The 25,730-nt window shown below is 55.0% G+C and carries 24 protein-coding genes, 1 tRNA gene, 1 pseudogene and 1 riboswitch; of the genes and pseudogenes, 13 read left to right on the forward strand and 13 right to left on the reverse strand.

The genetic code is table 11. From position 1 onward, the window contains the following. The first annotated feature begins 21 nt into the window (after positions 1 to 21). The gene (locus tag PH7735_RS18555; RefSeq protein ID WP_058312925.1) at positions 22 to 2,211 is read left to right on the forward strand and encodes a response regulator; all 2,190 of its coding nucleotides are present in this window, start codon (positions 22 to 24) and stop codon (positions 2,209 to 2,211) included. On the opposite strand, the gene yaaA is transcribed toward PH7735_RS18555, so the two are convergent. The 3 genes from yaaA to PH7735_RS18570 form a co-directional block, all read right to left on the reverse strand. Next, the gene (gene yaaA / locus PH7735_RS18560; protein WP_058312926.1) at positions 2,208 to 2,990 is read right to left on the reverse strand and encodes a peroxide stress protein YaaA; all 783 of its coding nucleotides are present in this window, start codon (positions 2,988 to 2,990) and stop codon (positions 2,208 to 2,210) included. The two genes, PH7735_RS18555 and yaaA, sit on opposite strands and share 4 nt — an antisense overlap. A gap of 31 nt (positions 2,991 to 3,021) precedes the next feature. After that, positions 3,022 to 5,061 (reverse strand): DNA helicase RecQ, encoded by a 2,040-nt coding sequence (gene recQ / locus PH7735_RS18565; RefSeq protein ID WP_058312927.1) that lies wholly within the window; start codon positions 5,059 to 5,061, stop codon positions 3,022 to 3,024. 84 nt (positions 5,062 to 5,145) lie between these two features. Then, positions 5,146 to 5,427, reverse strand: coding sequence for a YggT family protein (locus PH7735_RS18570; RefSeq protein WP_058312928.1), 282 nt, complete (start codon positions 5,425 to 5,427; stop codon positions 5,146 to 5,148). Positions 5,428 to 5,558: 131 nt separating this feature from the next. Between PH7735_RS18570 and PH7735_RS18575 the strand changes: the two genes are divergently transcribed. The 9 genes and pseudogenes from PH7735_RS18575 to PH7735_RS18615 all read left to right on the forward strand — a co-directional run bounded on the left by PH7735_RS18575 (position 5,559) and on the right by PH7735_RS18615 (position 14,117). Continuing rightward, the gene (locus PH7735_RS18575) at positions 5,559 to 6,095 is read left to right on the forward strand and encodes an acyl-CoA thioesterase (RefSeq protein WP_058312929.1); all 537 of its coding nucleotides are present in this window, start codon (positions 5,559 to 5,561) and stop codon (positions 6,093 to 6,095) included. Positions 6,096 to 6,149: 54 nt separating this feature from the next. Continuing rightward, positions 6,150 to 7,537 (forward strand): annotated as a pseudogene (locus PH7735_RS18580) (MFS transporter). 86 nt (positions 7,538 to 7,623) lie between these two features. Beyond that, positions 7,624 to 8,430: a penicillin-insensitive murein endopeptidase gene (gene mepA, locus PH7735_RS18585; RefSeq protein WP_233488359.1), complete on the forward strand. Its 807-nt coding sequence runs from the start codon at positions 7,624 to 7,626 to the stop codon at positions 8,428 to 8,430. Continuing rightward, entirely contained in the window at positions 8,403 to 9,302 is a 900-nt protein-coding gene (locus tag PH7735_RS18590) for an esterase-like activity of phytase family protein (RefSeq protein WP_082645320.1), read from the forward strand. Before mepA ends, PH7735_RS18590 begins: the two co-directional genes overlap by 28 nt. 88 nt (positions 9,303 to 9,390) lie before the next feature. After that, positions 9,391 to 10,026 carry a queuosine precursor transporter gene (locus PH7735_RS18595; protein ID WP_058312932.1) on the forward strand — a complete coding sequence of 212 codons (636 nt, stop codon included), beginning with the start codon at positions 9,391 to 9,393 and terminating at the stop codon, positions 10,024 to 10,026. A 334-nt stretch (positions 10,027 to 10,360) separates the two neighbouring features. Beyond that, positions 10,361 to 10,786: an alternative ribosome rescue aminoacyl-tRNA hydrolase ArfB gene (gene arfB, locus PH7735_RS18600; protein ID WP_058313013.1), complete on the forward strand. Its 426-nt coding sequence runs from the start codon at positions 10,361 to 10,363 to the stop codon at positions 10,784 to 10,786. Positions 10,787 to 10,864: 78 nt separating this feature from the next. Beyond that, complete coding sequence (locus PH7735_RS18605; protein ID WP_058312933.1) at positions 10,865 to 11,818, forward strand: GlxA family transcriptional regulator; 954 nt, start codon at positions 10,865 to 10,867, stop codon at positions 11,816 to 11,818. Between the two features lie 62 nt (positions 11,819 to 11,880). After that, positions 11,881 to 13,146 (forward strand): aspartate aminotransferase family protein, encoded by a 1,266-nt coding sequence (locus PH7735_RS18610; RefSeq protein WP_058312934.1) that lies wholly within the window; start codon positions 11,881 to 11,883, stop codon positions 13,144 to 13,146. Continuing rightward, positions 13,143 to 14,117, forward strand: coding sequence for a phosphotransferase enzyme family protein (locus PH7735_RS18615; RefSeq protein WP_058312935.1), 975 nt, complete (start codon positions 13,143 to 13,145; stop codon positions 14,115 to 14,117). Before PH7735_RS18610 ends, PH7735_RS18615 begins: the two co-directional genes overlap by 4 nt. On the opposite strand, the gene pncB is transcribed toward PH7735_RS18615, so the two are convergent. From pncB to petA, 5 genes are all read right to left on the reverse strand, one after another. Next, entirely contained in the window at positions 14,114 to 15,406 is a 1,293-nt protein-coding gene (pncB, locus tag PH7735_RS18620) for a nicotinate phosphoribosyltransferase (RefSeq protein ID WP_058312936.1), read from the reverse strand. The two genes, PH7735_RS18615 and pncB, sit on opposite strands and share 4 nt — an antisense overlap. Positions 15,407 to 15,486: 80 nt before the next feature. Continuing rightward, the gene (gene pncA, locus PH7735_RS18625; RefSeq protein ID WP_058312937.1) at positions 15,487 to 16,086 is read right to left on the reverse strand and encodes a bifunctional nicotinamidase/pyrazinamidase; all 600 of its coding nucleotides are present in this window, start codon (positions 16,084 to 16,086) and stop codon (positions 15,487 to 15,489) included. 245 nt (positions 16,087 to 16,331) lie between these two features. Next, on the reverse strand, positions 16,332 to 17,123 hold the full coding sequence (locus PH7735_RS18630) for a cytochrome c1 (RefSeq protein ID WP_058312938.1): 792 nt from the start codon (positions 17,121 to 17,123) through the stop codon (positions 16,332 to 16,334). 15 nt (positions 17,124 to 17,138) lie between these two features. Continuing rightward, positions 17,139 to 18,452 (reverse strand): cytochrome b, encoded by a 1,314-nt coding sequence (petB, locus tag PH7735_RS18635; protein ID WP_058312939.1) that lies wholly within the window; start codon positions 18,450 to 18,452, stop codon positions 17,139 to 17,141. A gap of 11 nt (positions 18,453 to 18,463) precedes the next feature. Beyond that, positions 18,464 to 19,024: a ubiquinol-cytochrome c reductase iron-sulfur subunit gene (gene petA / locus PH7735_RS18640; protein WP_058312940.1), complete on the reverse strand. Its 561-nt coding sequence runs from the start codon at positions 19,022 to 19,024 to the stop codon at positions 18,464 to 18,466. 374 nt (positions 19,025 to 19,398) lie between these two features. On the opposite strand from petA, the gene PH7735_RS18645 reads away from it, so the two are divergent. Further along, the gene (locus PH7735_RS18645) at positions 19,399 to 20,304 is read left to right on the forward strand and encodes a hypothetical protein (RefSeq protein WP_233488355.1); all 906 of its coding nucleotides are present in this window, start codon (positions 19,399 to 19,401) and stop codon (positions 20,302 to 20,304) included. A gap of 18 nt (positions 20,305 to 20,322) precedes the next feature. On the opposite strand, the gene PH7735_RS18650 is transcribed toward PH7735_RS18645, so the two are convergent. Both PH7735_RS18650 and PH7735_RS18655 read right to left on the reverse strand, forming a co-directional pair. Continuing rightward, positions 20,323 to 20,928, reverse strand: coding sequence for a glutathione S-transferase (locus PH7735_RS18650; RefSeq protein ID WP_058312942.1), 606 nt, complete (start codon positions 20,926 to 20,928; stop codon positions 20,323 to 20,325). Next, positions 20,925 to 21,557: an FMN-binding negative transcriptional regulator gene (locus tag PH7735_RS18655; protein ID WP_058312943.1), complete on the reverse strand. Its 633-nt coding sequence runs from the start codon at positions 21,555 to 21,557 to the stop codon at positions 20,925 to 20,927. The genes PH7735_RS18650 and PH7735_RS18655 overlap by 4 nt, the downstream gene beginning before the upstream one ends. Positions 21,558 to 21,625: 68 nt before the next feature. Next, positions 21,626 to 21,775, forward strand: a riboswitch (FMN riboswitch). A gap of 80 nt (positions 21,776 to 21,855) precedes the next feature. On the opposite strand from PH7735_RS18655, the gene PH7735_RS18660 reads away from it, so the two are divergent. After that, a complete protein-coding gene (locus PH7735_RS18660; protein WP_058312944.1) occupies positions 21,856 to 22,296 on the forward strand; it encodes a 6,7-dimethyl-8-ribityllumazine synthase in 441 nt (146 codons plus the stop codon). A 99-nt stretch (positions 22,297 to 22,395) separates the two neighbouring features. On the opposite strand, the gene PH7735_RS18665 is transcribed toward PH7735_RS18660, so the two are convergent. From PH7735_RS18665 to dapF, 3 genes are read right to left on the reverse strand one after another with little or no spacing between them, the layout of a single operon-like run. Next, positions 22,396 to 23,022 (reverse strand): glutathione S-transferase, encoded by a 627-nt coding sequence (locus PH7735_RS18665; protein WP_058312945.1) that lies wholly within the window; start codon positions 23,020 to 23,022, stop codon positions 22,396 to 22,398. Between the two features lie 27 nt (positions 23,023 to 23,049). Further along, entirely contained in the window at positions 23,050 to 24,339 is a 1,290-nt protein-coding gene (mtaB, locus tag PH7735_RS18670; RefSeq protein WP_058312946.1) for a tRNA (N(6)-L-threonylcarbamoyladenosine(37)-C(2))-methylthiotransferase MtaB, read from the reverse strand. Then, positions 24,324 to 25,169 carry a diaminopimelate epimerase gene (gene dapF / locus PH7735_RS18675; protein ID WP_058313014.1) on the reverse strand — a complete coding sequence of 282 codons (846 nt, stop codon included), beginning with the start codon at positions 25,167 to 25,169 and terminating at the stop codon, positions 24,324 to 24,326. Before dapF ends, mtaB begins: the two co-directional genes overlap by 16 nt. 390 nt (positions 25,170 to 25,559) lie before the next feature. Between dapF and PH7735_RS18680 the strand changes: the two genes are divergently transcribed. Continuing rightward, positions 25,560 to 25,635, forward strand: a tRNA-Lys gene (locus tag PH7735_RS18680). Positions 25,636 to 25,730 lie beyond the last annotated feature (95 nt).

Genomic DNA, 25,730 nt, shown 5'->3' on the forward strand with positions numbered 1-25,730 from the left:
GTTTCCAATCAGGGAGAGACCATGACTCTCGCACGACAATTGTCCGAAGAACGCCGTGCACGCTTGGCCGCAGAGCGTCTGCTTGAATTGAAGCAGGCCGAATTGTTCGAAGCCAATCGCAAATTGGGCCGACATGCGGAAAAGCTCTCTAACGAAATTGTCGAAACCCGTGCCGAGGTTGAAAATGTCAGGGATGAAAACCTGCGGGTAAAATCCGACCTCCAAGTCGCGAATTATAAAACCGAGATCGCTGAGCGGCGGCTGTGGCACTCGATCGAAGCCATTCAGGATGGTTTCGCCTTCTTTGATGCTGACGGGCGCATGATCGCGGCCAATCCGTCCTACCTCGCTATTTTTGATGGGCTGGAAGAGGTGACGCCGGGGATTACATATGCCCGAATCCTTGATCTGATCATCGAAGAGGGGATTTTTCATATCGGGGAAGTGTCCGGCCAAAGCTGGAAGGCGTCTATGATGGACCGGTGGCAAAAACCGAAACCCGCCCCGATTGTCTGTCGTTTGTGGAATGGGGAATACATCAAGTTGATGGACCGGCGTGGGCATGGTGGCGACATCGTGAGCCTTGCGCATAACATCACTGACACCGTTCGCTACGAATCGAAGCTTCGAACCGAGCAGGAAAAAGCAGAAGCCGCAAATCGTGCCAAGTCAGCGTTTCTGGCCAACATGAGCCATGAAATCCGCACCCCCATGAATGGCGTTGTGGGGATGGCAGATTTGCTTCTGGACACCCCCATGAATGAAGAACAGCAATTGTTCGTCTCAACCATCAAAAATTCGGGTGAAGCGCTGTTGGTGATTATCAACGACGTTTTGGACTATTCCAAAATCGAGGCGGAAAAGCTGACGCTCTACCCCGAGACGTTTGATCTTGAGCGGTGCATTCATGATATTTTGACATTGCTACAACCCAGCGCGCGCGAGAAATCTGTCGATTTGCTTGTCGATTACGACCTGTTCCTGCCCACGTTGTTCGTTGGCGATCCAGGGCGAATCCGGCAGGTTCTTACCAATTTGATTGGGAACGCGGTCAAGTTTACCCATCAGGGGCATGTTCTTGTGCGCGTGGTGGGCGAAACCCGTGACGTCACAGGAACCTGCGAGGTGCATGTGACGGTGGAAGATACCGGAATTGGTATCCCAGAAGAATTGGTCAATCACATATTCGGAGAGTTCAATCAGGCAGACGCCGAACGTAATCGCAAGTTTGAGGGCACAGGATTGGGGCTGGCGATCACCGAAAGATTGCTCAAATTGATGGAAGGCGAGGTTTGGGTGGATTCGCGGGAAAGCGAAGGGTCAAGCTTTGGTTTCAAACTCGACTTGCCAGTAGACGAAGACCTAAGCATCAACCCGCCCTCGTTACCCGAACATGTCCAGAAGGTGCTGGTCGCGGACAAACAGCAGGTCAACCGAACCCTGCTGCAAAAACAGATGGAGCAAATGGGCGCGACGGTTACCCTTTGCAGCGATGCCAAAAAAGCGATGGAACTGGCGTGGGACGCGGATCTGATCATTTCCGACCATGGTTTGCCGCCTATGAACGGACAAGAGTTTGCTGCAGCGTTACGAGAAGCAGGGGTAACCGTTCCGTGTCTGATCCTGAGCACTAACCCCGACTTGGTTGAGGTGACCGGTGCGGACAGACCATTTGAAGGTGTGATCAAAAAACCGACTTCGCGCCGAGAGCTGTTTCGCAAAGTGGCTGAGGCGACAGGTGAAGAGGTCGCAACTCCAATGATCGCCCAAGCATCAGTGTCGACGGGTGGTTCGCGGAAAATGAAAATTCTCGCGGCAGAGGACAACAAGACAAACAGGCTATTGTTGCAAAAAATGCTGATGCCGCTCGACATTGACCTGCGGTTTGCCGGTAATGGCGAAGAAGCCCTTGAGGCCTTTCAGGACATGCAGCCGGACATGATCTTTATGGATATTTCCATGCCCGTCATGGATGGAAAAGAGGCTACCGGGCGCATTCGTGCGCTTGAAGCAGAGGCAAGCCATGTGCCGATCGTCGCCCTGACGGCGCATGCCATAGAAGGAGATGAGGCCGGGATTCTTGCTGCGGGGCTGGATCACTATTTGACCAAGCCGATTAGCAAGGCCGAGGTGTTCGAGATGATCGCGGACCTAACTCCGGAGAATGTGATTTCCCCATTCCGGAAAGAGTTGCACCCGACCGGAACCTAGCCCGCTTTGGTGTCCGGATAGTCCCGCACAAACACCATACGATCCCCTTCGGACAGATCGGGTTGATAGGCATAGCCACCAAGGTCAAAGTCTTTCAGGGATTCTGGATCATTCAGGCGGTTGTGGATGATAAAACGCGCCATCGAACCGCGCGCCTTTTTCGCAAAGAAGCTTACAATTTTGGGGGTTCCGCCTTTATCTTCCATAAAGACAGGGGTGATGACGCGCAGTTTTAGAGCTTTGGGATCAACGGCACCAAAGTATTCCTGACTGGCACAATTCACCAACACGTCTGTGCTCACCTCTTCTGCCTGTGTGTTCAGGGCCTTGGAAATCGAGTCGCGCCAAAATTCATAAAGGTTTTTGCCACGGCGCGTTTTCAGACGGCTGCCCATTTCCAAACGGTAAGGCTGGATCGCATCAAGGGGTCGCAAAAGGCCATAAAGACCAGATAGGATTCTCAGATGATCTTGGGCCCACATCATTTCATCGGGTTCAAGTGTCGCGGCCTCAAGGCCGATATAGGTATCCCCCGCAAACGCATGCACGGCGGGGCGCGTCGCAAAGGCATCCGGCTCTGTTTCGAAGGCTTTGAATCGATCCCGGTTCAACTTGGCAAGATCAGGACTCAACGCCATCAGGGACTGAAGGTCGCGCAGGGTCAAATTCCGCGCTGTTTTCACAAGTTTGACCGCCTCGTCCTGAAAATCAGGCGCCGTCGTCTGGCCTTCGACAGGGTCCCAGTTCAAACGTTTGGCAGGGGAAACAACTACGAGCATTGAGGCAGTCCTTTTGCGGTTTGTCCTAGACTTAGCCCGCCTCTCGCAGGACGTCCAGAAAGGCATCTGCGAAACGTTCGGCGCGCTTGTCACCCAGCAATCTATTGAGGGCGTCTTTGTCCTGTGGGCGCATATTTGCGACCTTCGCCAAAAGAGAGGCGGAGCAGCTGAGCGGTTTATCGATGCCAGCCGGACCGCGCGCCAGATTGGCCTGAACAGCAAGCAGTTCGTCATAAAGGGAACCGGCATTCCGCCCTGCAAGCTTTCGCCGTGTGGGATGCATCTGCTCTGCTTCGGAATTGATGACGTTTAGAAATTCCTCACCATAACTTGCCAGCTTTTTGGCACCGATTCCGGCAACTCCGGCCATGTCGTCCAGAGAACAGGGGCGTTTTTCCGCCATTTCGATCAGCGTTCGATCATTGAAAATGATATAAGCAGGTACTTTTGCAGCTTCTGCAAGCGCGCGGCGCTTGGCCTTGAGCGCGCTCAGAAGAGGCGCATCTTCTTCGCTGACAAGTGCTTTTGCAGCAGGGCGCCGATCTGCCTTGCTGATCGTGTCCTGTCTCAGATCTATGGAAGCTTCGCCCTTGAGCAGAGGGAGCGCGTCGTCGGTCATGCGCAGGCCGCCGTGGCGTTCCGGGTCTGGCCGCAAAAGATCGCGCCCCATCATCTGACGGAAAATGACCTGCCATTGGCGTTTGTTGTATTCACGACCGACACCAAAGGTCGGCAGGCTGGTATGTCCGCGCTCTTTCACTTTTTCCGTTTCGTTGCCCAGCAGCACATCAATCAGATGTCCTGATCCGAACCATTCGCCAGTGCGCAGAGCAGCAGACAGGGCTTTGCGAACGGCGATCGTGCCGTCAAAGATCTCAGCGGGCCGATCACACAAATCGCAATTGCCACAAGAGATCTCTGTCTCGCCAAAATAGTTCAGCAAAGACTGTCGACGGCATTTCAGGGCTTCTGCAAGCCCCAAGAGGGCATTGAGGCGTGCGTGATCTGCCACGCGGCGTTCGGGCGGGGCGAGGCCTTCGTCGATCTGTGATCGCCGCAAACGGATGTCGTCTGGCCCGAACAACGTCAGGGTTTCGGCAGGGGCGCCATCCCGTCCGGCGCGCCCAATCTCTTGATAATAGGCCTCGATGGATTTTGGCAGATCGGCGTGCGCAACCCATCGGATATCCGGTTTGTCGATCCCCATGCCAAAGGCAACCGTGGCAACAACAATCATCCCGTCTTCGCGTTGAAACCGCGTTTCGGCATTGCGGCGGTCCGCAGGATCCATCCCACCGTGATAGTGCATCGAAAGATGACCCGCGTCTCGCAGGGCAGCGGCAAGGCTTTCTGTTTTTGCACGGGTGCCGCAATAAACGATGCCGGATTGCCCTTTGCGTGCGGCTGCAAAATCCAGAATCTGTCGACGCGGGCCGTCCTTGGCCGCAAAGGCAAGGTGGATGTTGGGACGATCAAAGCCACGCAAGAATGTGCTTGGGGCTTCCCCATCGAACAGTCGCTGAACGATCTCGTCGCGCGTTTCGGCGTCTGCGGTTGCGGTGAAGGCGGCCAGCGGGACGTTCAACGCGCGTCTCAAATCTCCGATACGAAGGTAATCCGGCCGAAAGTCATGTCCCCATTGGCTCACACAGTGGGCTTCATCGACGGCAATCAGGCTAACACCGATCCGGCGCAGCATGCCGAGAGCCGCGCCAGAACCAAGTCGTTCAGGCGCCATGTAGAGAAGTTTGAGGCGACCTTCATCAAGTGCATCCCAAACCGCGGCGGTTTCCTCATCAGTATTGCCCGAGGTCAGTGCACCGGCCTCGACGCCGGCCTCGCGCAGGGCGCGGACCTGATCGCGCATCAGTGCAATCAGAGGGGAAATAACGACGGTTACGCCTTCGCGTGCCAACGCAGGCAGCTGGAAACACAAGGATTTGCCCCCACCGGTGGGCATGATCGCAAGAACGTTTTCCCCGTGCACCACGGCATCTACGATCTCTTCCTGCCCGGGGCGGAAAGAGTCGAACCCAAAGACGTCACGCAGGTACGTGGCAGCGGCGCACATGAAGAATTCCGTTATTATTGGTTGATCTGCTCGTTGGCGCAGACTTTCCCATAACCGGATTCGGTGAACAAGCCCCGAAGGGCGCTAGAACAGCAATGTCGGAAGAATGTAGTCGCGCAGGCTGATGATAATGACGAATGCAACCAGCGGAGCAAGATCAAGCGGACGGGTGTCCGGCAGGAAATTGCGGATCGGGGTGTAAATCGGTTCCAGCAGACGGTTCAGACCGTACCAGATTTGCGCCACGAATTGTTGACCGAGGTTCAAGACCTGAAAGCTGATCAGCCAGCTCATGATGATGTGAATCAGCATGATAAAGAATGCGATATCCAGAATGAGCCGCAGCGGTCCGTAAATTGCCATCATGAGCCTGTGTCTCCGTCGTTTCTGCCAGACAGTTAAGCATCGCATCAACAAAGAGCAAGACCGCTGCGTGGTTACGGTTGACGTTCTGGTAAAGCGGGCAGAGAAGAAGCCCGAAAAATGGAGGCACGCCCATGTATCCCGTCGTTCGGATGCTCAAGGAAATGGTCAAAAACCGAAACGCAGATCCTCTGCCGTTAACAGGGACACATGTGTCGCAGCACATTTGCTGGCCGTGGGATATCGACATCTGGATGGAGCTTAACAACGGGCGTACTTTGACGTTACTCGATCTTGGGCGGATTCCGTTGGCGATGCGCATCGGATTGATCAAAGTCATGCGCCGCGAGCGTTGGAGCATGACAATGGCGGGCGTGACCGTGCGGTATCGTCGTCGCATTCGGACGTTTGAAAGGTTCGAAATCCACAGCCGCGCCATTTGCTGGGATGACAAATTTATCTATTTGGAACAGTCCAGTTGGAAAAGAGATGGCGAATGTGCCAATCACGCCCTGTATCGCGCGGCCCTCACGGATCGAAACGGCATTGTGCCCCCCGCGCGTATTGCAGAGGCCATGGGAGTTGAGGCAACCAGCCCCGAAATACCCGAATTTGCCAAGGCATGGATCGCCGCCGAGGCCCTGCGCCCCTGGCCGCCAATGCAGGATTAACTTGCCCGATTCAGCCCTTCCTGTCTAAGTGGTTAAAACGCATCGGGGGGCAGGATGGCCGAAATTTCAAAGCGCAAACGCATTTGGGGGTGGTGGTTCTTTGATTGGGCCAGCCAGCCGTACCACACTCTTTTGGTGACATTTATCTTCGGGCCGTTCTTTGCGGTGGTCGCGACAGACTATTTCCTGAGCACGGGGCTGGACAAAGAGTCTGCCAAAGCAAGTGCTCAAACCCTTTGGGCATGGAACATGGGGGCCGCTGGTCTGATCATCGGGATTGGCGCCCCTATCATGGGCGCTTTGGCGGATACCAGAGGACGAAGACGGCCTTGGATTATGGGCTTTTCCATATGTACGTGGTCGGCGCCTTTATGCTTTGGTTCATCGCTTTGGACGGGTCCAATCTGTATTGGATGCTGCTGTCCTTTTCGCTGGGTTTCATCGGCGCGGAATACGCGTTGATCTTCATTAATTCGCAGCTTCCCGAACTTGGAACCGAAGAAGAAGTTGGCGAGATTTCCGGATCCGGTTTTGCGTTTGGGTATTTTGGCGGGCTTTTGTCGCTGATTATTGTTCTTGTATTCTTTGCAGAAATGGGTGGCGGTAAAACAATCATTGGTTTGCCGCCAGCGTTTGGCCTGCTTGACGGTGAGCAAATGGAAGGCACCCGCGCCACAGGCCCGATTACGGCGCTTTGGTATGCGGTGTTCATCATTCCGTATTTCCGGTGGGTTCACGAACCTTTGGTGGAAAAGGCGCGGGGCACAGTCTCGGAAGCGCTTCAAACGCTCAAACATACAATTGTGAAACTCAAGGACCGAAGCAGCCTTCTGTATTTCCTGATTTCCTCGATGTTGTATCGGGATGCGTTGAATGGGCTTTATGCTTTTGGCGGGATTTATGCACACCTTGTGCTGGATTGGACGGTTCCACAGATCGGTATCTTTGGCATAATCGGCGCTGCAAGTTCTGTTTTCTTTAGCTGGATTGGCGGAAAGCTGGACAAACGGTATGGGCCCAAACCCGTCATTATCGGCGCAATTTGGGTGTTGATCGGGGTGGCGTTCGTGATCATCAACATGTCGCGCGAGTCTCTGTTTGGGATGCCTTTGGCCGAAGGATCAAACCTGCCTGACATCATTATGATGATCAGCGGAGCGTTGTTCGGTGGCATGGGGGGCATCCTGCAAGCGGCAAGCCGGACATTGATGGTGCGTCATACAGACCCCGCCACGCCAACCGAAAGCTTTGGCCTTTATGGTCTTTCGGGACGCGCAACCGCGTTTATCGCCCCAATTCTCATCGGTATCGCGACAACACTGACAGGATCGGCAAGACTTGGCGTATCGCCGGTTATCCTTCTTTTCCTGTTGGGTCTGATCCTGCTACGCTGGGTCAACGCTAAGGGAGACAAAGAAACATGGGCCGACGCTTCCTCCTAGTACTTGCTGTGCTGGCGGTCTCTGCCTGCCAGACCAAGACAACAGAGACTGTGACCGTCTCGACCAAGCAACAAATCCCTGCGTCGATGCAGGGGGTCGAGGCGCGCCAGCTGTTCGGCGCAAAAAAGGGTGGATCGGGTCAATCCGCCGAACCCTTTGGAGGGTATTCAAAAGGATGTGTTGCCGGTGCCGTTCAATTGCCTGAAACCGGCCCGACTTGGCAGGCCATGCGTTTGTCCCGGAACCGGAATTGGGGATACCCTGAAACGATCGATTATATCCGGGACCTGTCTGCCAAAGCGGCAAAGCAACCGGGTTGGAACGGTCTTTATATCGGCGATATCAGCCAGCCGCGCGGTGGCCCGATGTTGTCCGGACACCGCAGCCACCAGATTGGTATGGATATCGATATCTGGATGCGTCCGACGGATCGCTTGAACCTCAGCGTTTCGGAACGGGAAAGCATTTCTTCTATTTCCATGCGGCGCTCCAACGGCGCCTACGTCAATAGCAGCTGGACACCTGCGCATCATGAAATTCTGAAGGCAGCCGCGAAAGACCCGCGTGTTGCGCGTATCTTTGTCTTCCCCGGAGCAAAGGTCCAAATGTGCAACGATGAAAAGGGGGATCGAGCATGGCTTCGCAAGATCCGCCCATGGTGGGGGCACCACTATCATTTCCACGTTCGTCTGAACTGTCCCAAAGGCGCTAAAGGCTGTGTCGACCAAAGCCCGCCACCTGCAGGGGACGGGTGCAAGGACGCCGAACAATGGGTGCAAAACATTTTGTTCCCGCCGCCACCCGATCCGAATGCGCCAAAGCCTAAACCCCGTAGAGAACTTCAAATGGCGGATTTGCCCGGCCAATGCGTAAACGTTTTGCAATCGCCTTAATCGCTGCCCTGAGTGTCGGGGTTGGTTGGCAAACAGTGCGCGCGGGGCTCCAAGGCCGCGCGCAGCTTGTTTCCGTGACCAAATGGCAAGAAGCGCAAGGCTGGTTTGGCGGTTTTTCGGGGTTGGAAATCTCGGAAGATGGCACGGAATTCATCGCGCTTTCAGATCGCAGCCATTTTGCAAAAGGGACGTTTCGTCGGGAAGACGGCGAAATCGTTGGCGTCGTTTTGCAAAACCACAAGCGGCTGCTTGACAGTCAGGGTAATGCGCCATCTTCAAAGCTTAAGGACTCTGAAGGTTTGGCCCATCTCGACGGCGGGCCCTATTTTGTGTCGTTCGAAGGCCGTCATCGTGTCGAGTCCTATGCTGCGCTTGGGCAAAGGGCGCATATCCTTCCTAAAAGCGTTTTCTTTGAGAATTTCCGTTTGAACGGGTCGCTTGAAGCGTTGGCGATAGACGAAAGGGGTATCCTGTTTGCATTGTCGGAAGAGCCGATAGGAGCAGAAAATCAGGCGCAAGTTTTGGTGTTTCGCAATGGAAAATGGGACGTTCCATTTTCGATCCCGCGCAGTGAAGGGTTTAAACCGGTTGGCGCGGATTTTGGTCCGGACGGGCGGTTCTATCTTTTGGAGCGCGGTTTCAACGGTTTGGGGTTTCGGTCTCGCGTCCGGCGCTTCGGCTATGAAAATGGGCGGTTTTCGCGCGAGGTCGAGCTTTTGCGGACGATCACCGGAGAGCACGACAACCTCGAGGGATTGGCGGTCTGGCAAGACGAAGAGGGGGCGATCCGTTTGACGATGATATCGGACGACAATTTCAGGTTTATCCAGCGTACGGAGATCGTTGAATACGTCGTCTCCAAAACCCCTTGATTTGTTGATCAAGCCTCTATAGACACCGCCCGTCCCGCGACGGTGCGGGGCCAAGTCGCCGCTACCTTGTCAAAACGGGCTATATGACATGAAAAAAATCCACCTTCCTGGCATTCTTGCCATGGCTGCAATCGTTGTGGCCTCGAATATCCTTGTGCAATTCCTTTTCGGCCAATGGCTGACCTGGGGTGCCTTTACCTATCCTCTCGCGTTTCTCGTCACGGATGTGATGAACCGCGTTTACGGCGTGTCTGCTGCGCGCCGTGTTGTTTTTGTCGGCTTCATTGTGGGCGTAATTTGTTCCCTGATCGGAACGCAGATTATGCTCCAGGGAGATGGTTACACCTATCCTGCTGTGACCTTGCGCATCGCGTTGGGCTCGGGGCTTGGCTTCCTAACCGCACAGCTTCTTGATGTGGGGATTTTTGATCGCCTGCGCCAAGGTGCATGGTGGCGTGCGCCTTTGGCGTCAACCTTGGTGGGATCATCGGTTGATACCGTGATTTTCTTTACCTTGGCGTTTTCCGGTGCGTTTACCTTCCTCGAACCTGGCAACGACGTAAGCTGGGCAGGTGAGATGTTGCCTTTGCTTGGCGCAGGTCCTGTGGTGCCTCTTTGGGTTAGCCTTGGGGTCGCGGACTGGATGGTCAAACTCTCGCTTGCATTGCTTGCTCTTGTGCCATTCCGCATCATCGTGGGGTATTTGGTGCCGCGCACCACATGATTTTGTTTGACATCTCCACAGGCTGTGGCAACCTGATGGTGCGAAACAGCTTGAAAGGAGGTGCCCATTGTCTAGAGAAGCTATGGAGAGAGGTGTCGGAACAGTTCGGAGGGAGACCCGCTGAGGCAGCCCTCGGCAGATACGAAAACCGAATTGGTGCACGCCTAACCGGCGCACCTCCTACGATCTCGAAGGGCTGTTCCTGCTAGGAACGGCCCTTTTCATTTTGTAGATGTCAGAGATGAACCCAATGCCCTAAACTGCAATGGCAGCATCGAAACAAAAGCGTCTTTCTTGGCGACATGCTGCACATTGGAAAACGAAAGGCGGGGCTGTGCTCGTTATCAACGAAGACATCACGATTCAGGACTGGGAACTCACAGAGCAGTTCATAAGGGCGTCGGGTCCCGGTGGGCAGAACGTCAACAAGGTGGCGTCCGCCGTGGAATTGCGTTTCGAAGCCGAGCGGTCACCTTCGGTCACGGCCCCCGTTAAAACGCGTCTGAAACGGTTGGCTGGCCGGCGCTGGACAAAAGACGGGGCCATCGTGATCCAGTGTGACGAAACCCGCAGTCAGGCCCGCAATCGCGAATTGGCCCAAGAACGTCTGGCCGAGCTGATCCGCAAAGCGCTTGTTGCGCCGAAACGCCGGATCAAGACAAAGCCAACATACGGGTCAAAACAGCGTCGTTTGAAAGCAAAAAAAGTACGCGGCGAAGTGAAAACCATGCGCGGAAGAGTAAGCGGGGACGACCTATAGCCTTGCTCTATTTGCAAAAAGCGGGTCAGAGTAAACGACTATAACAATAACAGCTCTTTCTGGGAGACGGCGAAGCTTATGCCAAAACGCTTTGTGTTCCTGTTGTTGCCGAACTATTCGGCGATGGCTTTTTCTATGACAATGGAAACATTGCGACTTGCGAACCGCATGAGTGATGGCACACCTTTTTCTTGCTTGGTTTGTGCCGAGGGTGGAGTCGCCGTACGGGACTCCCTAGGCTCGGAATTCCCGATCGACAACGGATTGGATGAATTCGGGCGAGACGATGTAATCGTTGTTTGTTCTGGCGCTGATGTCCGTGAAAATTGTTCACCAGGTGTTTTGCAATGGCTGCGCCGTTGTGCCCGCCAAGGCAGCGAAATTGCCGGTCTTTATACCGGTGCATGGGTGATGGCCGAGGCGGGATTGTTAAACGGATACTCTGCGACAATTCACTGGGAAAACAGATCGAGCTTTGCCGAAAAATTCCCCGATGTAGATCTGTCAGATTATACCTATGTCGTGCGGGACAAGCGATATTCGACCGCTGGAGGGACCTCGGCGATTGATCTGGCTTTGCATCTTGTTGCAGAGGCTGAGGGGCAGGAATTGGCGAACCTTGTCGCTGATCAGTTGATGTATACTAACATCCGCGTACTGCAACATTCCGCGCGTGTTCAGGTGGCCGAACGTATCGGTATGCGACACCCCAAGTTGTCCGAGATTTTGGCCTTGATGGAAACCAATCTGGAAGAACCGTTGCGGCCAGGTGACCTTGCCAAAACTGTCAATATTTCCACGCGCCAGCTTGAGCGTTTGTTCCGGCGCTATCTCAGCGCGACGCCCAAGAAATACTATATGGACATGCGTTTGCAGCGCGCCCAGCACTTGTTGTTGCAAACCAATATGTCTGTGACGGAGGTTTCTGTCGCCTGCGGGTTTAACTCTTCATCTCATTTCTCGCGGTTGTTCCGGCAACGATACGGGATGTCACCCCATCGCTTGCGTGGCGAGAAGGGCAGCAGCAACTGATCGGGGGTTGTTTCCCCTGACGTCTGTGGCATCAAAGGCCTGCGATTGTGAGGGAGCTTGAGATGACAACCGTGCTGGACCGACGTGCGCGCCTTTTGGGTCCGCAAATGACCACGTTTTACCGAGAGCCCGTACATGTGGCCCGCGGTGAAGGGGCCTTTTTGTGGGACACTGACGGCCGGAAATATCTGGATTGCTACAATAACGTCCCCCATGTGGGCCACTGCCATCCACGCGTGGTCGACGCGATCTGTCAGCAGGCTGCGACACTCAACACCCACACGAGATATGTGCACGACATGATTCTGGACTACGGCGATGCTTTGACGGCAAAGTTTGGTTCGGACCTCGAAAGCATGGTGATGGTGTGTTCCGGTTCAGAAGCGAATGATGTGGCGCTCAGAATGGCACAGGCGATGACCGGAAAAACCGGCATTATCGGAACTGACAATACCTATCACGGCAACACGACGGCGGTCTCGCAATTGAATTCGTCCAAGGTTCCTGTGGGCGGGTATCAGGACCACGTTCGCCAAGTGCCTGCACCGGATAACCTTGAACCCGTGGGCGGCACGCGTGAGGGGCAGGCCGAAGCGTTTGCAAAAGGGGTCGAACAGGCCGTTGCAGAACTGGAAGCAAACGGGCACGGTGTTTCGGCCTTGATCGTATGCCCCTATTTCGCAAACGAAGGCTTCCCGACGCTTGAGGCCGGTTTTTTGCATCGCGCAATTGATGTCGTTCGCAAAGCAGGTGGTCTGATCATCGCCGACGAGGTCCAGCCGGGATTCGGGCGCATCGGCACCCATTGGTGGGGGCACGAAAAACTGGGTTTTACGCCTGACATCGTGACTTTGGGCAAGCCGATGGGCAATGGCCACCCCGTCGCAGCCGTTGTCACAAGGCAGGATGTTCTGGCCTGTTTCCAAGACGCTTTTAAGTATTTCAACACTTTCGGAGGCAACCCGGTCAGCGCCGCTGCTGCGATGGCCGTGTTGTCCGTGATAGAAGACGAAAACCTTGTGGAAAACGCGCGCGACACGGGCGCCTATGCTGTTGGCCTTCTAGAGGAATTGGCGAAACGTCATGACGTGATTGCAGACGTGCGCGGGTCTGGTCTGTTTTTTGGCGCCGAATTGTGGCGCGACGGAAAACCTGCGACAGATGTTTGTTCAGCTATGGTCGACGAAATGCGGGACCGTGGTGTTCTGCTGCATTCGGTTGGCAGATACTCGAACACCCTGAAGGTGCGCCCCCCGTGTGTGTTCAATCGCGAAAACGCAGATCAACTTGCTGAAGTGATGGACGAGGCATTGGGGGCAGTGACATGAACGACAGCGAAGCCCGCGCATTTGCCGTTGCAGCGATGCAGCACTGGGGCGTGTCCGATACCCCGCGCCTGATCAAGAATCGTGAAAACGCGGTGTTCGAAACCCGCGCTCCGAATGGCGGAAAAGCAGCATTGCGGCTGCATCGGCCCGGATATCAGAGTGACGATTCTATCCGCTCTGAACTGTGGTGGGCCGAAGCGCTTGTCGGCGAAGGGATGGATGTACCTGTCCCGTTTCGCACGCTGAACGGTGATGTTTTGGCACAGGTTACCAAAGCTGGTCGCATGGCGTCGCTGGTGAGCTGGTCCGAAGGAGAGCCGATGGGGGACGGTGATGTGCCATTGCGGGGCACAAGTGCCGAGCAACAGGCGTTGCACAAGGCTCTTGGGCAAGAGCTCGCCAGATTGCATACAGCAAGCGATGCCGCAGATTTACCCAATGACTTTACGCGTCCCACTTTGAATCTGGATGCACTTTTGGGTCCTGATCCGGCTTGGGGGCGGTTCTGGGAAAACCCGGCGCTGTCTTCGTCCGAGGTTTCGTTGCTGCAAGATGCCAGACTGTGTTTGAAGGGCGTGGTCGCCAAACATGCCGACGATAACGGTGACTTTGGTCTGATCCACGCAGACGCATTGCGGGAAAACGTCATGGTTGACCAAAGCAGGGTCAAACTCATTGATTTTGACGACGGTGTCTTCGGGTTCCGGATGTACGAACTGGGCGTGGCGATGTCGCAAAACTGGGACCAGCCGAACAAAGCGGAACTAGGGAGGGCCCTGCTTGAAGGGTATGCGAGTGTACGTGACCTGCCAGAGGCGGCGGACACCTTGCTGGAAGCCTTCACTGTCTTACGCGGGCTGGCCAGCTGTGGCTGGGTCATCGGGCGATATGATGATGACCACCCCGCAACACGTGCTTATGCGGCGCGTGCGGTCGAAATGGTCCGGGGCTGGTTGGGCAACAGGCCCTAGACAATCACATCCATCCTGCTTTGTTCGCCGACGCCGAACACACGTTTGTAACGCTCGATCTCGTCCGCAGGACCCATGGCCTTGTTGGGATTGTCTGACAATTTCACCGTGGGGTTCCCATCGGCCTTGATCGCTTTGCAAACCAGTGAAAACGGAAGAAGACCGTCGTCAGGCGTGAGGCCGCGGAAATCGTTGGTCAAAAGTGTACCCCAGCCAAAAGACACCTTGGCGCGCCCCGCAAACTGTGTGCGCAGTTCGACAATTTTTTCCACATCCAGACCATCCGAGAAAATGATCAGCTTCTCGCGCGGGTCTTCGCCGCGGTCTTTCCACCACTTGATCGCGATTTCGGCACCTGTTGCGGGATCACCCGAGTCGATCCTGATACCTGTCCAGCCGGCCAACCAGTCAGGTGCGCGTTTGAGGAACCCTTCTGTGCCATAGGTGTCTGGCAACAGGATACGAAGATTGCCGTCGTGTTCTTCATGCCAGTCCGCCAAAACCTGATAAGGCGCTTGCGCCAGTTCTTCGTCGGTTTTTGCCAGCGCAGAATAGACCATGGGAAGTTCATGGGCATTGGTGCCGATCGCCTCGATATCGCGTTTCATCGCGATCAGACAATTTGATGTCCCAATGAACTTGTCCCCAAGGCCTTCGATCATAGCTTGGACACAGCGATCCTGCCAAAGATAGGAATGGCGACGACGCGTGCCAAAATCTGCAATCCGCAAATCGGGCACGTCACGCAGGCGTTCGATCTTTTCCCAAAGCTTGGTCATGGCGCGAGCATAAAGCACCTGAAGCTCGAATTTGCGCATGTCGTGCAGGACAGCCCGACCACGTAATTCCATCAACACGGCAAGCGCGGGGATTTCCCACAGCATGACCTCGTGCCATTTCCCCTCGAAAGTCAGTTCATACTGACCGTCTCGCTTTTCAAGGTGATAGTCGGGCAGGCGCAGATTCTCGAACCATTCCATAAAGTCGGGGCGGAACATCTGGCGTTTGCCATAAAAGGTGTTCCCGCGCAGAAATGTGCTCTCGCCACGGGTCAACGACAACGACCGGATATGATCCAGCTGTTCGCGCAGTTCGCCTTCGTCGATCAGGTCCGCAAGCCGAATGTCTTTTGAGCGGTTGATCAGACTGAAAGTAACCGTCGCGTCGGGCTTGTTGCGAAAGACCGACTGACACATCAGCAGTTTATAAAAGTCGTTGTCGATCAAAGAGCGGACGATCGGGTCGATCTTCCACTTATGATTCCAGACGCGGTTGGCAATATCGACCATATAATGGGCCTCATAACGCGGTTTTTGAGTTGATAGCCGGTATATCGCTATTGGGTCTAGTCGATATCTTTAGTTCGCCCCTAACCTTTAAGGACAACACCAGCGTTTTTCATGCCGTCAAGCGCGGCTTCGAGCGAGCCATCCAGATCAATCGCCCGGCAAAGACCAAGGTCAACCGTAATAGGAAACCCGAGTTTCGCGGCATCCTGTGCAGAGAAGTTGACACAGAAATCCGTGGCCAGCCCAACCAAAGTCAGATCGGTGATGCCACGCGTTCTGAGATACCCTTCCAGACCTGTTGGCGTGGTCTGGTCGTTCTCGAAGAAAGCGGAATAGCTGTCGATGGCAGGGTTAAATCCTTTGCGGATGATCATGTCTGCGCGTGCGGTGTCCAGAACCTCGTGGAATTCGGCACCAGTGCCGCCTTGCACACAATGGTCTGGCCATAGAACTTGAGGTCCATAAGGCATGGTCACGAGCTCATAAGGGGCCTTGTCCTTGTGGGATGTCGCAAAAGAGCTGTGGCCGGAAGGATGCCAATCCTGGGTCAGGATGACGGTATCAAAGTCAGCCATACGTTCATTGATTCCGGATACGATTGCATCGCCCTGCGGAACGGCCAGCGCACCGCCGGGACAAAAGTCATTTTGAACGTCGATAACGATAAGAGCGTTTGTCATGCCGGTCTCCTGTAGCCTTGTTTCTGAATAACAGGCTTGGTCATGAGAAACAGGGGTTTTTGACCGTGGCGCGCCTCAAGTTGCGTGGCATCGCTGTAAATGTGCCCGAACGGGCGTGCCAAGTTCGTTTTCTGTATTGCGGGTGGAAACGGGGAAACTGAGCCTGCCAAAGAAAAAGGGGCGGCCCAAAAGAAAAAGCCCGCCAGAAGCGATCTGGCGGGCTTTCATAATGATATCTTATCGGGTTAGCCGTCGAACTTTTTGCCCTTGATCGGCGCCCAAAGCTTTTTGTTGGTCAGATACAGAAGCGAAGCCAACAGGGTCAGCATCAGAACACTGACAAAACCGGCTTTTTGACGTGCCATCATCTTTGGCTCAGCTGCCCACATCAGGAAGGCCGCTGTGTCTTCTGCTTCGTGGTGCAAGTCGTTCGAGTGACCGTCAGCGAATTCTACGTCTTCACCATAGAGCGGTGGAGCCATTGCAATCCAGCCACCCGGGAAGGCGGTGTTTGCATAGAATGTCGTGCCAGCTTCTTCTTTTTCCTCACCGGTGTAACCGGTCAGGATCGAGACGATATACTCTGGACCACCCATGCCTTTGAACAGCTGGTTCAGACCAGTGCCTTCGGGACCGTGAAAGCCTGCACGTGCCTTTGCCATGAGAGACAGGTCAGGTGCGTTGGGATCTCCACCTTCTGGGAAGAAATCCGCTGGGGTCCGTGGGCGATCTTCGTCCTTTTCGACATCATAGATGTCAAACTGTGCTGCATAGGCACGAACTTGATCTTCTGGCAGAGCCGGGCCGCCGTCATCCGCCAGTGTCCGCAGCGGTACATAACGCATACCGTGGCAGGCAGAACAGACTTCGGTATAGACCTGAAGGCCGCGTTGAAGCTGCATCTGGTCAAATTTGCCAAACGGACCTTCGAACGAGAAGTCCACATCATGGATGTGGCTCTCGCCGCCGGCTGCGATAGCGCCACCTGCCGACAAGGACAGGGCGGCGATTGCAGCGATGCTAAGTTTCTTAAGCATTATCCTGTTTCCTTCTTATTCAGCAGGTTTGCCGTAGTGGGCTTCGAAATCTTCCTCGATCGTGGCCGGCGGAGTTGTCGGCTTTTCGATCACACCCAGAATAGGCAGGATCACGAGGAAGTAGGCAAACCAGTACGCAGAAGCGATCAACGAGATGGTCGAGTAGGGAGGCTCGGCAGGCATAGCACCACACCACATCAGGACGACGAAGTCGAGGATCAGTAGGCGGAACCACCATTTGAACATCGGACGGTAACGACCCGAACGAACACGCGAAGTATCCAGCCATGGAACGATAGCCATAACAGCGATCGCGCCGAACATCGCCAGAACACCAAAGAACTTGGCGTCGATGATGCCACCGGTGATCCAGCTTGCGAACATCACAACCCAAACGTCAGCGGTGAAGGCACGCAGGATCGCGTAGAAGGGCAGGAAGTACCATTCTGGAACGATGTGTGCAGGCGTCGCCAGAGCGTTCGCTTCGATATAGTTGTCCGGGTGACCAAAGTAGTTGGGCATAAAGCCGACAACCGCAAAGAAGAGAACCAGAACAATCGCCAGACCAACAAGGTCTTTGATCACGAAGTAAGGCCAGAACGGCAGGGTGTCTTTTTTGACTTCTTCTTTCGACCCGCGACGTACTTCAACACCGGTTGGGTTGTTGTTGCCTGTTGTGTGGAAGGCCCAGATGTGGACGACAACCAAAGCGGCAATAACGAAGGGCAGAAGATAGTGCAGCGAGAAGAAGCGGTTCAGCGTGGCGTTGTCCACAGCAGGTCCGCCCAGCAACCATGTCTGGATCGATTCACCGATGAACGGGATCGCACCAAACAGGCCGGTAATTACAGTCGCACCCCAGAAAGACATTTGGCCCCAAGGCAGAACGTAGCCCATAAAGCCTGCGCCCATCATCATCAGGAAGATAAGCATGCCGATGATCCATGTGATTTCACGTGGCGCCTTGTAGGAACCATAGAAAAGACCACGGAAAATGTGGATGTAAACTGCGAAGAAGAACAACGAAGCGCCGTTCATGTGGATATAGCGGATCATATGACCGCCGTTCACGTCGCGCATGATGTGTTCAATCGAAGCGAACGCATAGTCGACGTGAGGTGTATAGTGCATCACCAGAACGATGCCGGTTGCGATTTGCAGCACCAGGCAGAACGCCAGTACGATGCCCCAGATCCACCACCAGTTCAGGTTCTTCGGGGTGGGGATCATGATTGTGTTGTAGATCAGGCCGACGATGGGCAAACGGCTATCCAGCCATTTTTCCGCACCAGTCTTTGGCTCGTAGTGATCGTGGGGAATTCCGGACATATTTGTGCTCCTTATCCCAGTTTGATCGTCGAATCATCGACGAATGCGGCAACCGGAACCCAGAGGTTCTCTGGTGCCGGGCCTTTGCGGATACGACCTGAGGTGTCGTAGTGCGAACCGTGACATGGGCAGAACCAGCCGCCAAAGTCGCCAGCGCCGTCACCGATTGGAACACAACCAAGGTGCGTACATACGCCGATCATGACCAGCCATTCGCCAGCTTCGTCGAGCGAGCGGTTTTGGTCAGACGCATCAAGCGCCATGTCGTTACGGTTCTGAGCGTTGTCATCGATCAAGTCGCCCAGATCAACGGCACGCGCATCGTCGATCTCTGCTTGGGTACGGCGGCGGATAAAGACCGGTTTGCCGAGCCATTTTACAGTGAGCTGAGTACCGGGCTCTACGCCCGAAACGTCTACGCGGATCGACGACAGGGCTTTAACGTCTGCCGAGGGGTTCATTTGATCGACCAGTGGCCAAACGGCTGCACCAGCGGTCACGGCACCTGCGCCTGCGGTGGCGTAGTAGAGGAAGTCTCTCCGGGTGCCTTCGTGATCTTCTGCGTGGGACACGAGGTTATCTCCATTCTTCAGCCGATAAACCGGCTAATAACAGTGGGGCCGCGCGTTAGCCCAGCCTCTCCACGCCGCTATTTAGCGGAGGCATTGCAACCCGTCCAGCGAACTTTCGCCTGACTTGAGGTCTCGCGTCCCTCTGTCGCGCTTGTGCCGCATGTGCCACAGCCCATTTAATACATTTGCTTTCATGACAGACGGTGTTCATCATGATTCTGGAAGGCATGTTTGGTTTCTGATTAATTTTTGGTCGCTTCTCCGGGCCTGCACACAGGTCGGGTTTGCGTTTGACGCATTCCTTTCGAAAGCTAACTCTGGATGGACGAATCTGGATCAATATCCTTTGAAACAAGCTCGTTTGGAGTGAAATCTTGAAAAACATCGTATTCCTGCTGTCTGGCGCGGCAATTTTCTCTTCAGGTGCAAACCAGAGTTTCGCGCAAAGCGGGCCTTTGCCGGATGGCTGGCGTGGTTTGGTTGACGGTTTGGCGATCTATCAGGGGGACGCGGACTTAAGCGGCCGTGGCGCGTTTTCCGCAAGTCGCGCTTTTGTGCGCGCTGGTGCGATTTACCGTTTCGATAACGAGGCTTCCGCAGGGATTTTGGTCAGTTCGGGTCGATTCTCTTATGACTTTGACAATCCCCTGAACCAGCCGTGGGACGATATTAACGACTTTCGCGTGTCTGCGCCGATCCGTTTCTCGGTGGGTGAGTCGGCCAATGTCTTTTTTATCCCGTCTGTGCGTTACGACTATCAACGCGGTGTCAGCATGTCAGACGGCGCGACCTATGGTGCCTTTGCCGGGATCACGTGGAGGATAAACGAACGGCTGACGATTGGACCGGCCATCGGTGCATATTCCCAGCTGGATGAAGACGGTCTTGATGTGTTTCCTGCGCTGCTGGTTGACTGGAACTTCGCGGATCGCTGGAACCTGTCCACGGGCACCGGACTGGGCGCGACCCAGGGGCCGGGTCTTTCCTTGACGTTTAATCAGTCGAAGACCCTGAGCTTTTCGTTGGGCGCACGATACGAGAGTGTCCGGTTCCGGCTGGACAACGCGGGTCTGGCCCCGGGTGGCGTTGGGGAAGACAGCAGTTTTCCCGTTGTGGCGTCGGTTCAATATAAACCCAACCCGGCGATGTCATTCACGGCCTTTGTCGGCGCAGAGTTTGATGGTGAGCTTGAATTGACAAATGCCGCAGGAACAAGCGTCAGCCGCCAATCCTACGACACAGCGCCCATAGCAGGATTGGCGTTCCGCATATTTTTCTAAACAAACACGGGGCGGCGATTAGTCATGCGGAGCGGTGGCCATCATGCTGTCGCGTTGTGAAAACGTATCGTACCAATCGGCAAGAGCCTCGTTGCCACGGCGCCATTTGCGAGCATCATGACGAAAGTCGAGATAGGCCAAGGCACATCCAACGGCGATTTGGCCAATGTTCAAGGGGCCTGCAAGGTGGCTCATCCAGCGCGTATTTAGGGCTGCGACAGAACGGGCAACTTTATCCCATTGTGCTTCGCGCCATGCTTCGTCCTGCATCTCCTGTGCCCGAAGGCGTCCTTCATATGTGACAAGAACAGCCGCATCCATAATGCCATCTGCGGTGGCTTCGATTGTGAGCACATCCCAAAGCATGGACTCCGGGTACATCGCACCTTGGGCACGGGCATCGAGATATCGACAGATCACGCGCGAGTCATAAAGCGCCGGTGCGTCTGCGCGAATCAATGCCGGAATTTTTCCAACCGGGTTTGCGGCCTTAACCTCATCGCTGGTGGCGAGAGGAGAGGTTTTCACGTCCAGAAGTTCAACATCGTCGATCTGGTTTGTTTCATGCAGCAACACGCGCACTTTGCGCACAAAAGGAGAGGCGCTGGCAGAGATCAATTTCATGGTGTTACCTTTCGTTGAATGGACTGCATCAAAGCAGCAAGGGCTTCTGTTTCGACCCCGATGTCATGTTGCGCCACCTGATCGGCCGCGGCAAGGCGTGCCTCGTCCGATTTGTTTTGGGCCAACTTCCATGTGCCCTGAACATCCTGGACGGTAAACCGGTAAGGCCGGATCATTCTCATCATCCGTTCAAGGGCATCCGGGTCCAACTTGCTTTGCTTCCAGACAGGTTTTGGCAAAAGCTGCTCTTCAAAATTATCGGACAAGCGTTCCAACACGTCCGGCAGGGACGTCTCGGGCAATGGGCTGAGCGTGCCCGTCAGATGAACCGCAACATAGTTCCACGTGGGGACCTGATCCGTGATGTTGTACCAGTCGGGCGAAATGTAGCTGTGCGGACCACTCACGACGAGAGTTGCAGGAATTTCATCCTGTTTGATTCGGCAAATCGGATTCGAGCGCACGAGATGCAGCTCGGCTTGATCCCCTGTCTCTGAAAGCAGAAACGGGATGTGAGAGCACAGTGGGGCCTGTGACGTGGAAACAGACAATATGCCAAACCCTCGATCGCGTACAAAGGCAAGGTTCTTTGCTTGGGTTTCCTGACGAAACGCTGGATTTGGATGCATGTCTGGCCTCGGGATACGGGAAATCCGAAGTTGGATGTTGCAAGTGAATTGATGTCTTGGCAAGGTCGCGCTGTTCTCAGGGCGGGGTGAAATTCCCCACCGGCGGTAAATGGGAAACCCCCATGAGCCCGCGAGCGGCTTTGGTTCGGTCCAAAGTGTCAGCAGATCCGGTGAAACTCCGGAGCCGACGGTCATAGTCCGGATGAAAGAGAACGTGCGACGGGGCGCTTCTTTGTTGGGGGCGGACTGTTGTTCGTGATCGCCTTGGGTGACGTGTCTGTTACGAAAGGAGATCACTATGACACACACCCGTTTTGCATTCATCAAGGCGCAATGGCATGCCGATATCGTAGATCGCGCGCTGGATGGATTTTGCGACACCATTCCTGCAAACCAAGTTGATGTTTTCGATGTTCCGGGCGCCTTTGAAATACCGCTGCTGGCGCGGGATCTGGCGGCGACCGGAAAATACGACGCCGTTGTTTGCGCCGCCTTTGTGGTCGATGGCGGGATATACCGGCATGACTTTGTTGCGCAGGCCGTGGTTGATGGGCTGATGCGCGCGGGGCTTGATACAGGTGTGCCAGTGCTATCGGTCTCACTAACACCGCATCAGTATCAGGAAACCGATCACCACAACGAAATCTACCGCACGCACTTTGTCGAAAAGGGCAAGGAGGCTGCGAATGCCGCTCTGGGCATTATAGCGGCGCGCGCAAAGGTCGCCAAAGCAGCGTGATCTGATTGTGCGCCTTGCGGCGCGCTGGATATCTCACCCCATCCCTGTCGGGGTGGGGTTCGGGCGCGCAGTGCCTCAAGGATGGGGGCGACCCCGCTATCAGGGGAAAGTCGTGACCGGATCACCCGATTGCCATTTTGGGTATTTCTCCATGATCGACAAAAACCGATCAGAGGTGATGAAAAAGGTCAACCAGCGCTGGAGATGTGGCCAATCCTGCTCATCAAACCATTTTTTGTCCGTAAACGCGAACTGGCGGACAAACGGCAATATGGCGAGATCCGCCAATTTTGGGTCTGGGCCAAACAGCCACGCATCATGCGCAAGTTGCCGGTTCAGCAAATCAAGGTGTTCTACCGCTTTGGCGCGCTCGGTTTCACGATCACAGTTTTCATAGCGCGTGTGGTATTTGTAGCGATCCAGAGCCGTTTTGAACGGCCCGTCTGTGGCAGCGATAAGGTCGTGCCCTGCATCCGGCATATCTAGAAGACATTCAGGATCGTTTTGACCAAGGGCCCAGATCATAACGTCGAGACTCTCGTCAATGACCTGATCATGCACTTCAAGGCAGGGAACGGTGCCGCTTGGAGACGTTTGCAGGAACTCGGGCGCTTTGTCCCGTAGCAGAATTTCGCGCAGCTCGACCTCGATCCCGGCGCTGGCCAAACCAAGGCGGGCACGCATGGCGTAGGGGCATCGCCGAAAGCTGTAGAGGATTGGGGTCATTGCTTGGCCCTGTGGTTCTTTGCGTTGTTACGATTTCACCAAAAGCTGTGTACCCCGTACACCGGAAATCGTGGCAGAAACGATCTGGCCTTCGGGCTGTGCGGCCTCGAAGTGGACTTCCGTGAATTGTTCGGTGCGCCCCATATGTGCGTTTTCCATCAGGATACGGTGCGGTGTTCCAACCTGTTCGGCAAGGTGTTGTGCGACCTGTTTTTCGCCAACTGCCCGCAAACGTGCCGCACGCTCTTTGATCACCGTGCCGTTGACCTGATTTGGTATGCGCGCCGCTGGTGTCCCTTCGCGTTTGGAATAGGGGAACACGTGAAGCCACGTCAGGTTGCAGTCTTCCACCAACTTGAGCGAGTTCTCGAACTGGTCCGCGGTCTCGGTCGGGAAGCCAGCAATAATGTCGGCACCAAAGGTCATGTCAGGGCGCAGTTTGCGGGCCTCTGTTGCGAACTGAATGGCATCTTCCCGCAGGTGGCGCCGGGCCATGCGCTTGAGAATCATATTATCGCCATGCTGCAAAGACAGATGCAGGTGCGGCATCAAACGCGGCTCGGTGGCGATCGCCATCATCAGGTTTTCATCGACCTCGATGGAATCGATGGAAGAGATTCGCAAACGCGGCAGATCGGGGACCAAACGCAGGATCCGCATGACCAGATCGCCAAGCTTGGGTTCCGCAGGCAGGTCCGCCCCCCACGAGGTAAGGTCGACGCCGGTGAGCACTACTTCGTTATAGCCTTTGTCCACCAGACGCTTGATCTGATCCACAACGACACCAGCGGGAACTGACCGCGAATTTCCACGGCCATAAGGAATAATGCAGAACGTGCATCTGTGGTCGCACCCGTTCTGCACCTGAACATAGGCGCGGCTGCGTGTGCCAAAACCGTCGATCAGATGGCCAGCGGTCTCGGTCACGGACATAATGTCGTCGACCTGCACTTTTTCAGTTTGACCAATAAAGTCAGGGCCTTGTTGCTGGGCCATATCTGCCCACGTCGCGGCCTGCATTTTCTCTGTGTTGCCAATAACCCTGTCGACTTCATCCATTTTGGCAAAGGTCTCGGGTTCGGTCTGGGCGGCGCACCCGGTCACGATGATATGCGCCTCGGGGTTTTCACGGCGAAGTTTGCGTATCTCCTGGCGCGCTTTGCGAACGGCCTCGGCTGTAACCGCGCAGGTGTTTACGATGACGGCATTTTCAAGCCCTGCGTCTTTGGACAGCTCCTTCATCGCTTCGGTTTCATAAGCGTTCAGGCGGCATCCAAGAGTCGTGAATTGGGGCGGCTTTTTTAGCGACTCTGACATGTCGCTTCCTCGAGGAAGTCATGAGTGAACGTGCCCGAAAACACATGGCTTGTGCCACCTGTCATCCAGACGCCGTCCTCGGCCCAGTTGATGCGCAAGGTACCGCCGTCCAGATCAATCTGCACAGAGCGTCCGGTCAAGCCACGGCGGTGCGCAGCAACAGCCGTTGCACAAGAGGACGATCCAGAAGCAAGCGTGATTCCGACGCCGCGTTCCCAGACACGCATACGAATGTGGTTAGGTGCTACGATCTGGGCAACCTGAACATTGGTGCGCTCGGGATACAGCGGATGGTGTTCGTGAGCCGCGCCAAAGGCAGCAAGATCTATCGAATCAGCGTCGTCCACAAAAAAGGTACAGTGTGGATTGCCCATTCCTGTGGCGGTGGGGGCGCCTTCGATCGGCAGCGACAGGGTATCCATCTCTTCTGCGAGTGGAATTTCGTTCCACAAAAGCTGCGGATGGCCCATATTCACAGACGTGAGTCCATTGCCGGCATCCCGCGCCAGAAGCAGGCCACGATCCGTCGTGAGACGCAAAGTCGTGAGGCCCGTTTCGGACATGATTTTTCTTGCGATACAACGGGTTGCGTTTCCGCATGCCGCAGAAAGCGAGCCATCGCTGTTGTAGAATGTCAAATGCGCGTCATGTTCGCCCTTGGAAATAACGGCCAACTGATCAAAACCCACGCCCCGATGACGATCCGCGATCGCGGATACCAGTGCGGCGGGCAACGCCACATCGCGCGCACGCGCATCGAGAACGACAAAGTCGTTCCCCAGCCCGTGCATTTTTTCAAAGGGCAAAGTGGATTTTGAGCGCGCGATCATGTCGGGGATATACGCCTGTTGTTTCGAGGATACCAGAAGGCACCAATCACATTTGCACAAACCCGGCATGCGAATCCGTTAACATAGCTTCATCTCCTGAAATCAGGTGGGTGCTGTGTGATCCGTTTGAAGGCGAGATGCTTGCGAAGATTCTCTGGCTGCGGTTGCGGAAAGCCGATCTTATAAGAGCAAACCATTTCTCAAAGGGGGGTGTCCTCACATTCCGGGGAATTTCACCCGTTTCATTATGAAATTCGGGGTATCGTCGCCTTTGTGGTAAAACTCGCAACTGAAACTTTCTCGAAGCCCGTTCGAGAAAGTTTGATAATTTGACTTTTCGGGGTTGACCCTGACCCCCGCAGTTTCTAGAAGCGCCTCCACAGACAGAGTGGGCCGTTAGCTCAGTTGGTAGAGCAACTGACTTTTAATCAGTAGGTCGATGGTTCGAACCCATCACGGCTCACCACTTTCTCTCCTTACAAATCAAGATGTTAGGCGAAGAGAGTGGTGGTGTCTGCCCCACCCGTCATAGCTGGAAAAATAAGCAGCCTATCTTTGATC

The organism is Shimia thalassica (genome assembly GCF_001458215.1).
Lineage (GTDB): Bacteria > Pseudomonadota > Alphaproteobacteria > Rhodobacterales > Rhodobacteraceae > Shimia > Shimia thalassica.